Raw genomic sequence first — 13,150 nt, forward strand, 5'->3', positions numbered from 1 at the left:
AACAATGAAAACAATATTAAAGTTAGAAGAAGCTGCGATGACTGCACTGGGCATTTATTTACTTACCATTTACAACCTGCATTTATCTTTCTGGATATGGGCTATTCTTTTCTTTTCGCCTGATATTGGTATGCTGGGCTACCTGGTAAATACAAAGATTGGTGCTGCGGTGTATAATCTCTTTCACCACAAAGGCATTGCTATTGCATTAGCAGCCACAGGTTTTTATTTGCACAATGATGTATTGACTGCAATTGGAATTTTATTATTTGCACATGCTTCGTTCGACAGGATAATGGGCTACGGATTAAAGTATGAGGATAGTTTTAAAAATACACACCTGGGAAGTCTGGAGAAGAACTAATAAGTTATTTATTTTTTAAAAGCCTGTTGCGGATACGGCTCATACTTACCGGCGTAATACCTAAATAGTTGGCAATAAAATGTTGCGGTATTCTTTCAATGATCTTCTTTTTGTTGCTGTTCAGCAGATCCACGTAACGTTCTTCGGGGCTTTGCAGCAGCAGGCTTACCATTCTTTCTTCAAGGCCAATGGCAAGATATTCGGCCAGCAGCCGGCCAAATTTTTGCCATGCCATGTTTTGCTCAAACAGCTCCTGCATTGCTTTGTACGAAAAAGAAATATAGCTGGCATTGCTCAATGCCTCAATGCTTACCAGTGATGGCTTACCGGTAATACAACTCAGGTAAGCACTCATCAAATGATTTTCAAAAAAGAAGTAGGTGGTTTTTTCTTCTCCGTCTTTGGTATAGTATTGGCGAAACATGCCTTCAATTACAAAAGCCACTTCACGGCCCTGCTTTCCCTCTGCAATAAATAATTCATTCTTCCGAATGGCTTTTATTTCAAGATGAGGTAACAATAATTCCCAATCGGCATCTGTTAGTTTGCAGAATTTTTCGATGTGGAATCTTAATAGTGAAGATGAATTATCGTTGGTATTCATATTATAGCTTACTAAACATAAAAATAAATTTAGCTAACCTTAAGCATCATTTATAGAATAGTCAAAAAGTGTTTGAGTCATTTCTTGTTGGGTTGGCTTATATCCTATGTTATTAAGCCAACCAGAGATAAATTCTTTTGCAATAAATACTTCTATCAAATACACATACCGAATATCATTTCTAACAATTTCAAAACTTTCTTCATCGGGCATCTCAAATAAAGCAATTTCTGAGTTTATGTTGAGTTCCTCTACCTGAAAAATAATCAGGTTTTCGTCAACTTCATTCCTGCTTTCAATAAAGTCTTCAAGGGTCATACTTACATTTTAAGTTTACATGGATAAATATACAAACTACTCCTAATAATTTCCTCATTGGCGATCTGTAACTGCAACCATAAATTTACCAATAAAAAAAGCGATAGCCTTTTACAACTATCGCTTCAACTATTTTTATTTTAAACTATTAGTGCTGATGATTATGCATCATACCATTCAACTCCTCACCTGTTACTTCTTTTTCTTTTGGCTTAACCTGCGTTTCGATAAAGCTGAATAATTTATCAGTGATCAAACGGCGGTAGCTGCTGTCCACTTGTTTTTCATCTTTCATCATACGGTCGATATAGCTTTCGATCCAGCTGGTATCTTCGCCTAAATTCATGGTACCAAAGTAACGCATAATCTCGTTCTTCATGCTATCTCTTAATTCTTCGTTGGTAACCTGTAATTTATTATCCTGTATCAGTTTATCGCTGATCAATGTCCATTTTAATTGATTGCTGAAACCCGGGAATTCTGCTTCAGCTTCTTCAGCAGTTTTAGGTTTTTCGCCACCGGTTTGCAACCAGCGTTTTAAAAACTCTTCCGGAAATTCCATTTTAGTTTCATCAATCAGGTAATGATACAACTGATCCTGTAGTTGATTGCGGCTTTGAGATTCCCAGTATTGCTGAATTTCTTCTTTAATAGATGCTTTTAATTCGTCTACAGAGGTGATATCTTTTGCAGGATAAATTTCTTTAAAGAAAGTTTCATCTAATGCTCTTTTTTCAACCAGGCCAATTTTTACAATGTCTAAATTGAAATATTTTTTAGCAGCATCCTTATCAGCTGCATCAAATCCAAGATCCTGCAATATCATGGCTAATTTATCTTCATCAAAAGCTTTGCTTAATTGCACAGTAACCACATCGCCAACCTTTTTACCCATGAATTTTTTTTGCGTTGCTGCAGTTAAATATTTCAGGATAACAGAGTTTTCCTTTGAAGCACCACCTTCAACCGCAACACCTTCTTTATCGCTTTCGGTAAATAAAACATTCAGTACATTCTCTTCGTTATCTACAGTTTCAGGTTCAGTCATTTTACCACCTTTTATCTGCATACGGGTGATCTCTTCATCCACCATAGCATCTGTAGCTACTACTTTATGCAGGGTAACTTTTGCTTTGCTCACATCTGCTAAAGTATAATCCGGTTTCAATCCCATTTCAAAACCAAATTCGTAATCAGATGGATTGTTGATATCCATTTGAGCTACGTCATTAGTTAATGGCAAAGGCTGGGCAAAAATTTCAGGCTTTTCAGTGCTCAGGTAATTGTACAACTCCTTTTCTACGGTCTTAATTACTTCATCAGTAAAAATAGAACTACCATACATTTTTTTGATCATGCCTGCAGGCACCATCCCCTTTCTGAAACCGGGTATATTGGCAGTTTTGCTGTATTCTTTCAGCTTTTTATCAAAGGCGGGAAAATAATCGTCTTTACTTACTTTAACAGTTAATTTGTCGTGTAACAAACCAATGTTTTCTCTTACTACTGTAGCCATTTCTTAATGTTGATTAGTTAATTTGTTTATTGGTTAAGTAGTTGTAGCATTCAAACCTGAATACCAATTAACTAATTAACCAATTAACTTGAAAAAGTCCGGATGATAGGGGTCGAACCTACATGGATTGCTCCGCCAGATCCTAAGTCTGGTGCGTCTGCCAATTTCGCCACATCCGGTTAGGGGGTGCAAAAGTAAGGGATTTCTGTAAAATATGGAAGGGAAAATATGGATAAATGAAAGCCGGCCATTTCTTCATTTTCCGGGCATCGTTTTAAACCATTTGCCATTTTTATCCTTTGCTAGAAAAATAAGGCTATTACTCCCGTTTCCGCAAGCCTGTCTCGCTAATGATAGCTGGTAAATTGCTTTGCTATGCTGCTGGTTAAAGTAAACAGGTGATAGGTAAATTATCCCTGCATACCCGGGATAATTTTTATAAAAATGAATCCATCCCTCGTTTGAATGATTGCTTAATATTTTACTTTTTTCTTCCATATTAATAAGCCGGATATTTTTATACGGGTTAAAAATATCCTTGAGACTACTATTCATGCTATCTAAATTATCTGTAGTTACAACACTATTATCTTCAAACAAAAATTTCTTGAACAGCTTTGTGCATCGCCTTGTACTCATTGAAAATTCATTATCGGTAACAGTATCGGCAACAAATACCTTTTTCCATGAGAGCTGATCTAAACGAAATTTAATTCCAATTGAATATATTTCACCAAGGTTTTCGTTTTGAGCAAAAGAAATTTGCACAATCATAATGGCGATTAATAATAAACAAATCCGGAACATATTGCAGTTATTTGTTGTTAATTACTAAGTTACTTTACTTCCTTTCAAACAGCCTGTTAAAATGTAATCATTTTCAACTAAATTCGTAATAATGGAAGTTAAGGAAACCATACCCAAATACAACCTCAGCGAAGAGGAAGAAAAGAAAGAAATACTGCGGCAGTACCGCGGCTTGCTACGTGTTTTAAAGCCCAAATTAAAACCCGGTGATAAGGAATTAGTAAGAGTAGCTTTTGAAATGGCTGCGGAAGCTCATAAGACCATGCGGCGCAAAAGCGGCGAACCTTATATCCTGCATCCGCTGGCGGTGGCCAAAATCTGTGTAGAAGAAATTGGCCTGGGGGTACGTAGTACCATCTGTGCTTTATTGCACGATACGGTGGAAGATACCGATGTTACCCTTGAAGATATTAAAAGGGAATTTGGGATAGAAATTGCCAAAATTGTCGATGGCCTCACCAAGATCAGTACGGTGATGGACACCAATACCACACAGCAGGCAGAAAATTTTAAAAAGATCCTGCTTACCCTTACTGATGACCCCCGGGTGATACTGATAAAGTTGAGTGACCGCCTGCATAACATGCGCACGATGGATAGTATGAAGCGGGAGAAGCAATTAAAGATCAGCAGCGAAACGGTGTATGTATATGCCCCCCTGGCGCACCGTATGGGTTTGTACAATATCAAGACTGAAATGGAAGACCTGGCCATGAAATACATGGAGCCGGATACTTACAAATACATTGCTCAAAAATTAAGTGATACCAAAAGAGAGCGAACAAAATACATCAATGATTTTATCAGGCCGCTGAAAGAAAAATTAGAAAAAGCCGGTTTTGAATTTGAGATCTATGGCCGTCCGAAGAGCATACATTCTATCTGGACAAAAATGAAAAAAAAAGGAGTGAGTTTTGAAGAAGTGTATGACCTGTTTGCCATTCGCATTTTAGTAAATGCTTCTTTAGAAAAAGAAAAAGAAGAATGCTGGAAAGTGTATAGCATTATCACTGATTCTTACAACCCTTCGCCGGAAAGATTAAGAGACTGGTTAAGTAACCCCAAGAGTAATGGCTACGAAGCCTTGCACACTACTGTGATGGGACCGCAAGGTAAATGGGTGGAAGTGCAGATACGTACCAAGCGTATGAATGAGATTGCAGAAAAAGGTTTGGCTGCTCACTGGAAATACAAAGAAGGCAAAGATGATGAAAGCCGTTTTGATAAATGGTTTCACCAGATAAGGGAAGCGCTGGGTAACCAGGATACCAATTCATTGGATTTTTTACAGGATTTTAAAACTTCTTTTCTTGCAGAAGAAATTTATGTATATACTCCTAAAGGAGAAATAAGAATGCTGCCCATTGGTGCAACAGCCCTGGATTTTGCTTTTAGTGTACACACTGCTGTTGGTAGCCGCTGTATTGGCGCCAAAGTAAATCACAAGTTAGTACCCATTGGTACCAAGCTGCGTAGTGGCGACCAGATTGAAATTATTACGAGCGCCAAACAAAAGCCCAGCCAGGAATGGCTGAGCCTGGTAGTAACCACCAAGGCAAAAACAAAAATAAAAGACACTTTAAAAGAAGAGAAAAGAAAAGTTGCAGAAGACGGGAAACATATTCTGCAAAAAAAACTGGAAGCTATTGGCGGCATGATGACGCAGCATAATATGGAAGAACTGGCTTCGTTTTACAAGCTCAATTCTTCGCTGGATCTGTTGTATGAAATTGCCATTAAAAAAATTGATCTTAAAGAGCTGAAAGATTTTACAGCATCCGGTGACCGGTTGTTTTTACCTAAACCGGTTAAACATGAACATGAAGAAAAACATGATACCGATACGCATGCAAAACATCCTGGTAAAAAAGATAAAGATGCAGAGTTGATTATTTTTGGTGAAAGCAGTGATAAGATACAATACACTTTAGCCAATTGTTGCAAACCCATTCCCGGTGATGATGTATTTGGTTTTGTAACTACAGGAGAAGGATTAAAGATACATCGTACCAATTGCCCGAATGCTACAAGATTACTCTCCAATTATGGCCACCGTGTAGTAAAAACCAAATGGGCAAAGAATAAAGAAATTTCATTCCTCACCGGTTTAAAAATTATCGGGCTGGATGATGTAGGTGTAATACATAAGATCACCAATCTTATTAGTGGTGAATTAAAATTCAATATTTCTGCCATGACCATTGAAGCAGCCGATGGGATCTTCCGTGGTAATATCAAAATATTTGTACACGATAAAGACGAACTGGATGAGCTGGTGGAAAGGCTGACTGCTTTACCCGGAATTGAGCGGGTAGACAGGTATGACACAGAATAGCCGTCTATTTAACATTAGCTTTACTTACCTGTACAACCTTTGCATTTAAAAACACATCATATTTGTACATCAAAATTTAAAATAAAAAATTATGCAAGAGTTAATCAATCGCCTGACTGAAAAAGCAGGCATAAGTGCAGAGCAGGCTACTAAAAGTCTTGAAACTATAAAAGATTTTGTAAAAGAAAAATTTCCAATGCTGGGTGGAGCAGTAGACAATATGTTTGCGGCAACGCCTGAAACTGTTGCTGCAGCAGCAACGCCAAAAACAGAAGAAAAGCCGGCGGAAAGTGTAATGGATAAGATCAGTGATGTAATTCCCGGGCAGGCAGGAGAAAAAGTAGAAGAGTTTGCAAAAAATGCAGCCCACAAAGCTGAAGAAGTTTTTGATAGTGTAAAAGACAAACTCAGTGGTATGTTTGGTGGCGATAAAAAATAATTGACCAGTTGAAAATTAAAAAACCTCCGGATCATTTCCGGAGGTTTTTTTGTGCTAATTATTTTCTCAGCAATTTAAATGCATGCGTCCATTCGTTATTTTTAAATCCGGGAATACACCACAATACACAAAGTGATTCTATGGCTCCGGCAGCTTCTGCTTTACCCATATCTTCTGTTTCCCAACCAAAACTGGTTAAAATGTCCGTTACTGTTTTTTTAGCAGCGTCGTCATTACCACAAATAAACATTGATGGTTTAATGCTGCCATAATCAGGTTTGTACATTACTGCATTACCAACGCTGTTAAATGCCTTTACCAGTTTAGCTTCGGGTAATAGCTTTTGGGTTTGTTGCAGCAAAGAGTCATTTTGGTTGGTAGAAAATTGTAGTACTCCATTTACAGGCGGTGCCGCTGCAATAGGATTCGTTGCATCGATAACTATTTTTCCGGCAAAATTTTCTTTACCTGCCAGCTCAATCGCATTGGCGGTTACAGATCCGCTTGTTGCCAGCACAATGATCTCTGCAAATGCAGCAGCATCTGCAAAACTGCCTGTTTGTGCTTTTGCATTTTCAGTTTTCCATTGTACTACTTCTGCTTTTGCAGTATCCCTTGTTCCTAATACAACTTCATGGCCTTCTTTTAAAAATGCACTGCCTAAAACACGGCCAACAATACCGCTGCCGATGATTCCGATTTTCATGTGTTTAATTTTAGGTTAAGAAATGATATTTATTATTATGCATTAAATGCTCCGGCAAACTCCTTTACAAAATCTTCCAGTTTAACCTTGCCCAATACCGGGTGGTTCTTCCAGTAATCTTCCTGCATTTTACCTTCTCTTAATGCACGGCCCATTGTAGTGTAGCCTTCTGCCATGGTTTCTGTAAGCCCTGCCTGTTTCATGCCATCCAATGATTGCTCATCAGAAAAAACTACCCAGGGAATACCTGGTTTATCAACCGCATTGCCTAAAGCTGTTGCAATTTCAGCACCTGTTTTTTCATCGCTGGCGATATAACGAACTGAAAAACCTGAAAAGTTTAATGACAGTAATTCTTCTGCCGCCGCTGCTGCAATATCACTCGTATGCACCAATATAATTTTTTCATCACCGCCACCAAAATTACTACCCACAATATTCATTCCTTTTATTAACGGAATCATTGCAAAAAGGTTGTACATAAAATAGGAAGGCCTTAAAAACTTAACGTTGATACCACTATGCTTTTGCAGCAGGTCTTCAAAATCAGCCAGTCCATCAACAGGGCCTGCGCCATTGCGCATATGTGCGCCAATGCTACTTAACACTACCACATTTTTAATACCGTTACTCACAATGGCATCAGTATAATTTCTTGCAACTGTGTTTTGATAATGCCTGAAGTTATCCGTTACAAAATTAGGAGGTATCATGGCATACACCGCATCTGCACCTGCAAAAGTAGTTTTTACAAAGGCGGCGTCTTCTACAGAACCAACTGCAGCTTTAGCGCCTTTGTTTACCAATGATTGCAGTTTTTCTGCACTGCGGCCTACAATTGTTACATCGTGTCCGGCACTTAATAATTGTTCAGCTAAAGGAGTAGAGATGTGTCCTGCCCCACCGGTAATTACATACTTCATAAAAATTGATTTTTGATTATAAATAATACTTGTATATACAAATATTGGGTGAAAAAAATTTTATCCTAGTTTATCTGTTAGTTTATTAATGTTTTGTACCATACGCATACTTTCCTCTACACCCAGTATTTCGGTATAGGTTTTTGTAAACTCCCCCATGCACATTTTCATCTTGGGCAATAGTTCTTTTCCCTTTGGAGTGGGGTACACGTTGGTGGTTTTTCCTTCGGTAGTGCGTATTACCAGTTTCTTTTCTTCCAGTTTTTCTATCAGCCTTGTTATAGTGCTTGGTGTCAATTGCATTTCATCTGCAATACAGCCCGGTTGCATACCCGGATTTTCCAGCACCATCGTTAATAAATAACCATGACTTGGCGCCAGGTCAACTTTCTTCCAGTTTTCCACTGCAAGTTTTTCTACTTTACGTGCCAATGCATTGGTAGAAAAATAAAGGCATTTATTAAAACGGCTATTAGATGATTTCATTTACAGTACAAAGATAAAGTATTTTTATTTGTACATACAAATAAAATATGGATTTATTTTCAGCCCTTCTGTTAATTTCTTAATTTTACGATATGGCGAATCCCAATTTAAATAACGAGGCAGCATTTGCAGATAAGGAATTTGAGAATACGATAAGGCCTTCGGCAATAAACGATTTTAGTGGACAGGGGCAGATCATCGAAAACATTACCATTTTCATTAAAGCAGCCAAACTTCGTGGCGAAGCGCTGGATCATATTTTATTTCATGGACCGCCGGGATTGGGTAAAACCACCTTATCGAGAATTGTAGCCAACGAATTAGGTGTAAGCATTAAAGAAACCAGCGGCCCGGTTATTGAAAAGCCCGGCGACCTTGCCGGCTTGCTCACCAATTTAGAGCCCAACGATGTTTTATTTATAGATGAAATACATCGCCTGAGTACCGTGGTGGAAGAATATTTATATGCCGCCATGGAAGATTACCGCATTGATATTATGATTGACAGCGGCCCAAATGCAAGAAGTGTGCAACTCAATTTAAATCCGTTTACATTAATTGGTGCTACAACAAGAAGTGGTTTATTAACTGCTCCATTGCTTTCCCGTTTTGGTATTAAATCAAGATTGGAATATTATGATGCGACAACTTTAAAAAATATTATTCTTCGGTCTTCAAAAATATTAGGTACTAAAATTACCAGCGATGCGGCTGCAGAGATATCAGGCAGAAGCCGTGGTACGCCACGTATTGCCAATGGTTTATTAAGAAGGGTAAGAGATTTTGCACAGGTAATCGGTAATGGTGTAATTGACCTTGGTATTACACAACATGCTTTAAAAGCATTGAATGTAGATGCTTATGGTTTGGATGAAATGGACAACCGCATCCTGTCCACAATTATAGAAAAATTTAAAGGCGGCCCTGTAGGCATTACCACAATTGCCACAGCTGTTGGCGAAGAGCCGGGTACCATTGAAGAAGTTTATGAGCCATTTTTAATTCAGGAAGGATTTTTGCAACGTACTGCAAGAGGAAGGGAAGCAACAGAAAAAGCTTATAAGCATTTAGGAAAAACACAGCCGAATTCTCCCAACACCTTATTTTCATAAAAAGAGCCGTTCGATATACGAACGGCTCTTTACTTATTTTAACTCTTTAGGAATGGAAATTTGTTATTCAGAAACCACTAATCTGAAACCATTACCATGAATATTTACTATTTCGATGGAGGAATCTTCTTTTAAATATTTACGCAGTTTTGCAATGTACACATCCATACTGCGGCCATTGAAATAAGTATCACTACCCCAGATCTTCTTCAACGCTACTTCACGGCTCAGCAAATCATTTTTATATTCGCTCAGCATTTTCAGTAATTCGTTTTCTTTTGGAGAAAGCACCTGAACCTTTCCATTGATGGTAAGTTCACGCAAGCGTGGGTTAAAGTGGTAACTACCCAGATCGAATTCAGCATTTACTTCTTCCTTATGCATTTCTTCATTGCGTTTTAAAATAGCTTTTATTTTATGCAGCAACACTTCACTGTCGAAAGGTTTGGTGATATAATCATCCGCACCTAATTTATAACCCTGGATGATATCATCCTTCATCGTCTTTGCACTTAAAAAGAACAAAGGCACATCAGGATTTACATCTCTGATCTCTTCACCCAATGTAAAGCCGTCCATATTGGGCATCATTACATCCAAAAGACAGATATCGTATTTTTCACGCTGAAAGGCAGCTAATCCCAGGCGACCGTCTCTCTCCAGTGTTACATCATAATCATTCAATTCTAAATAGTTCTTCAAAACCATGCCAAGATTGGTATCATCTTCACAAAGTAATATTTTGGGTTTTACTGCTTCCATGTTTTATTAGTTTATTAGCAAATAAAATTAATTCAAATTTAGTATAGCGAATATAGTGCCTAATTTTTTGTTAAAGGTAGACTTTGTTTACCAGAGCTACACAGGGTAAATTGATTATTTTGCCTGCGGCAAAATGAGGTTTGCCACAGATTGCACAGATTTGCACGGATAAAAGGCAGTTATTTTATTGCAAGAATTTTTTGTCAGTTAAAGTTCTCAGAAAGGCCACTAAATCCTTTTTCTCTTTATCGGTAAGTCCTAATGGTTTTTTTAATGCGTCGTCGATATTGATTGGATCACCAACTACTTTTCGGGGATCGTTGTAATAGTCTACCACTTCTTCCAGGGTTTTAAACATACCGTTATGCATATATGGTGCAGTTACGCCTATATTACGCAGGCCGGGAGTTTTAAATTTTCCTTTGTCGGTTTCTTTTTTAGTGATGTTGTATAAGCCGGCATCGTTCAACTCTTTTTCATTATAAAGGCCAATGTTTTTAAAATCATCTGTTGTAAAATCTTCCATGCTATGGCAATCAAAACATTTTGCTCTGTCGCCAACAAATAATTCCCTGCCCCGCTCTTCGGCTGCGGTTAATTTTTTCAGGTTATTACTCCAGTCGTCAAATTTGCTGTCTACTGTTTCTAAAGTTTGTTCGTAAGCAGCAAAGGCAGCAGCTAAATTTTTTGCTGTAGGTTTTTGCTTAAATATTTTCATAAATAAATTTTTGTACTCAAAAGATTGATTTAATCTTTTTATTGCTTCATCAACAGGCAAACCCATCTCATCAGGGTTTTGTATCGGCATCAGCGATTGCTCTTCTAACGACACTGCCCTGCCATCCCAAAAAAAGTAAGGCCTGTTCTTCATATTCAAAACAGATGGTGTATTGCGTCTGGTTAGTTTGCCATTGATGCCAACACTAAATGCAACGGTATCTGCAAATGCATAAGCCGGCTTGTGGCAACTGGCACAGCTTACAGAAGAATCTTTGGATAATAATTTTTCGGAGAAGAGTTTTTTGCCCAAAGCAGCTTTGGTTTTTATTTCGGCATTTTTTTCTTCAAAAGAACTTGTAATAATAATTAAGCTTATGACACCTGATACAGTTAGAAAAATTGATTTTTTCATCTTACAAATTTAACCCGAATCAATTAAAAAATCATTTCAAAGATTTCAATAACAGGTCGTAACTTTCCAAAAATTATAACCAATGCCCAGTAAAGAAGCTTTTATACAAGCCATAAAAGATGGCTACACTTTTAAAGGAGAATCTGTAAAAATAGGTGCTGCCGTTTTAGACGGTGAAGTGGTGGCAGAAGCAGCTATTAATCTCCCCTTAAAAACAATGAACCGCCATGGTTTAATTGCCGGCGCTACAGGTACCGGTAAAACAAAGACCCTGCAAATGATCAGTGAGTTTTTAAGTGATAACAGTGTACCGGTTTTACTAATGGATATTAAAGGTGACCTGAGTGGCATTGCTGCAGAAGGCGCTACTAATGATAAAGTAAAAGACCGTTATGCCAAATTAAATATGGAGTATAAGCCTGCTTTGTTTGCAACTGAGCTTATGACCTTAACCGGCCAAAAAGGCGTTCACTTAAGGGCAACCGTAAGCGAATTTGGCCCTGTGCTGCTGACAAAGATCTTGGGCCTGAATGATACACAAGGTGGTGTGGTGGCAATGATATTTAAATACTGCGATGACACTAAATTGCCTTTGCTGGACCTGAAAGATTTTATTAAAGTATTGCAATACATCGGTGATGAAGGAAAGGCTGAAATAGAAAAGACTTACGGTAAAATTTCAACTACCAGTACCGGCACTATTTTACGTAAAGTAATTGAACTACAACAACAGGGTGCTGACATTTTCTTTGGCGAAAAAAGTTTTGAGGTAGATGACCTCATGCGCATGAGCGACGATGGCAGAGGCATGATCAACGTATTGCGTGTGACAGACCTGCAGGATAAACCTAAATTATTTTCCACCTTTATGTTGCAGATGCTGGCAGAATTATATGCCAGTTGCCCGGAAGAAGGCGACCTGGATAAACCCAAGCTGGTAATGTTTATTGATGAAGCCCATTTAATTTTTAATGAAGCCAGCGAAGCATTATTGCAACAGATTGAAACAATTGTAAAACTCATCCGCTCCAAAGGCATTGGTATTTTCTTTTGCACACAAAACCCCATGGACGTACCTGCAAGTGTATTGGCGCAATTGGGTTTAAAAGTACAACATGCATTAAGGGCATTTACTGCTGCCGACAGAAAAGTAATTAAACAAACAGCAGAAAATTATCCTGAAACAGAATTTTATAAAACAGAAGACCTGATCACTCAATTAGGTATTGGGGAAGCTTTGGTAACTATGCTGAATGAAAAAGGTATTCCTACTCCATTAGCCCACGTGATGCTTTGTGCGCCACGCAGCCGTATGGATATTTTAACTGATGCTGAGATTGATACATTGACAGGCAAATCAAAACTGGTAGCCAAATACAACCAGGCTATCGACAGCCAGAGCGCTTACGAAATATTAACTGCCAAACTGCAGGAAGCTGCCGATAAAAACCAGGACCAGGGTAATGATGCTGATACTAAATCTAAAAAAGGAGAAGAATCAACTTTTGAAAAAGTGGCTAATAACACGATCGTAAAAAGTATGGTACGTACTGCCGGTAATACAATAGTGCGTTCATTACTGGGGGCATTGGGTTTGGGAGGCAGAAGCAAGTCATCTAAAAGCAAGAGCTGGTTTTAAACATAAA

Annotated in this window: 14 protein-coding genes and 1 tRNA gene; 5 read left to right on the forward strand and 10 right to left on the reverse strand. The window is 38.2% G+C overall.

Annotated features, from left to right (window positions below; translation table 11 throughout):
* The first annotated feature begins 4 nt into the window (after positions 1-4).
* Positions 5-364 (forward strand): DUF4260 domain-containing protein, encoded by a 360-nt coding sequence (locus ACQ334_RS08800; RefSeq protein WP_430987823.1) that lies wholly within the window; start codon positions 5-7, stop codon positions 362-364.
* A gap of 4 nt (positions 365-368) precedes the next feature.
* Here the strand turns inward: ACQ334_RS08800 and ACQ334_RS08805 are convergent, their stop codons facing one another.
* The 5 genes from ACQ334_RS08805 to ACQ334_RS08825 all read right to left on the reverse strand — a co-directional run bounded on the left by ACQ334_RS08805 (position 369) and on the right by ACQ334_RS08825 (position 3,576).
* A complete protein-coding gene (locus ACQ334_RS08805) occupies positions 369-968 on the reverse strand; it encodes a Crp/Fnr family transcriptional regulator (RefSeq protein ID WP_430987824.1) in 600 nt (199 codons plus the stop codon).
* A gap of 39 nt (positions 969-1,007) precedes the next feature.
* Complete coding sequence (locus ACQ334_RS08810; protein ID WP_430987825.1) at positions 1,008-1,286, reverse strand: hypothetical protein; 279 nt, start codon at positions 1,284-1,286, stop codon at positions 1,008-1,010.
* Positions 1,287-1,434: 148 nt separating this feature from the next.
* On the reverse strand, positions 1,435-2,802 hold the full coding sequence (tig, locus tag ACQ334_RS08815; protein ID WP_430987826.1) for a trigger factor: 1,368 nt from the start codon (positions 2,800-2,802) through the stop codon (positions 1,435-1,437).
* Between the two features lie 97 nt (positions 2,803-2,899).
* A tRNA-Leu gene (locus ACQ334_RS08820) sits at positions 2,900-2,981 on the reverse strand.
* Between the two features lie 76 nt (positions 2,982-3,057).
* Entirely contained in the window at positions 3,058-3,576 is a 519-nt protein-coding gene (locus ACQ334_RS08825; protein WP_430987827.1) for a hypothetical protein, read from the reverse strand.
* A 124-nt stretch (positions 3,577-3,700) separates the two neighbouring features.
* On the opposite strand from ACQ334_RS08825, the gene ACQ334_RS08830 reads away from it, so the two are divergent.
* Together ACQ334_RS08830 and ACQ334_RS08835 are read left to right on the forward strand one after the other, a co-directional pair.
* Positions 3,701-5,944, forward strand: a complete 2,244-nt coding sequence (locus tag ACQ334_RS08830; RefSeq protein WP_430987828.1) for a RelA/SpoT family protein — start codon at positions 3,701-3,703, stop codon at positions 5,942-5,944.
* Positions 5,945-6,035: 91 nt separating this feature from the next.
* A complete protein-coding gene (locus ACQ334_RS08835) occupies positions 6,036-6,383 on the forward strand; it encodes a hypothetical protein (protein ID WP_430987829.1) in 348 nt (115 codons plus the stop codon).
* 58 nt (positions 6,384-6,441) lie between these two features.
* On the opposite strand, the gene ACQ334_RS08840 is transcribed toward ACQ334_RS08835, so the two are convergent.
* From ACQ334_RS08840 to ACQ334_RS08850, 3 genes are read right to left on the reverse strand one after another with little or no spacing between them, the layout of a single operon-like run.
* Positions 6,442-7,089, reverse strand: a complete 648-nt coding sequence (locus tag ACQ334_RS08840) for an NADPH-dependent F420 reductase (protein ID WP_430987830.1) — start codon at positions 7,087-7,089, stop codon at positions 6,442-6,444.
* Positions 7,090-7,124: 35 nt separating this feature from the next.
* On the reverse strand, positions 7,125-8,012 hold the full coding sequence (locus ACQ334_RS08845) for an NAD(P)H-binding protein (RefSeq protein WP_430987831.1): 888 nt from the start codon (positions 8,010-8,012) through the stop codon (positions 7,125-7,127).
* Between the two features lie 60 nt (positions 8,013-8,072).
* Complete coding sequence (locus ACQ334_RS08850; RefSeq protein ID WP_430987832.1) at positions 8,073-8,498, reverse strand: MarR family winged helix-turn-helix transcriptional regulator; 426 nt, start codon at positions 8,496-8,498, stop codon at positions 8,073-8,075.
* Positions 8,499-8,590: 92 nt separating this feature from the next.
* Between ACQ334_RS08850 and ruvB the strand changes: the two genes are divergently transcribed.
* Positions 8,591-9,610: a Holliday junction branch migration DNA helicase RuvB gene (ruvB, locus tag ACQ334_RS08855; protein WP_430987833.1), complete on the forward strand. Its 1,020-nt coding sequence runs from the start codon at positions 8,591-8,593 to the stop codon at positions 9,608-9,610.
* 63 nt (positions 9,611-9,673) lie between these two features.
* On the opposite strand, the gene ACQ334_RS08860 is transcribed toward ruvB, so the two are convergent.
* Together ACQ334_RS08860 and ACQ334_RS08865 are read right to left on the reverse strand one after the other, a co-directional pair.
* Positions 9,674-10,372, reverse strand: coding sequence for a response regulator transcription factor (locus tag ACQ334_RS08860; protein ID WP_430987834.1), 699 nt, complete (start codon positions 10,370-10,372; stop codon positions 9,674-9,676).
* Positions 10,373-10,556: 184 nt separating this feature from the next.
* Entirely contained in the window at positions 10,557-11,504 is a 948-nt protein-coding gene (locus tag ACQ334_RS08865) for a cytochrome-c peroxidase (protein ID WP_430987835.1), read from the reverse strand.
* Positions 11,505-11,586: 82 nt separating this feature from the next.
* Between ACQ334_RS08865 and ACQ334_RS08870 the strand changes: the two genes are divergently transcribed.
* Complete coding sequence (locus tag ACQ334_RS08870; protein ID WP_430987836.1) at positions 11,587-13,143, forward strand: helicase HerA-like domain-containing protein; 1,557 nt, start codon at positions 11,587-11,589, stop codon at positions 13,141-13,143.
* Positions 13,144-13,150: the final 7 nt, after the last annotated feature.

This window comes from Ferruginibacter sp. SUN106 (assembly GCF_050611765.1).
Classification (GTDB): Bacteria; Bacteroidota; Bacteroidia; order Chitinophagales; family Chitinophagaceae; genus Ferruginibacter.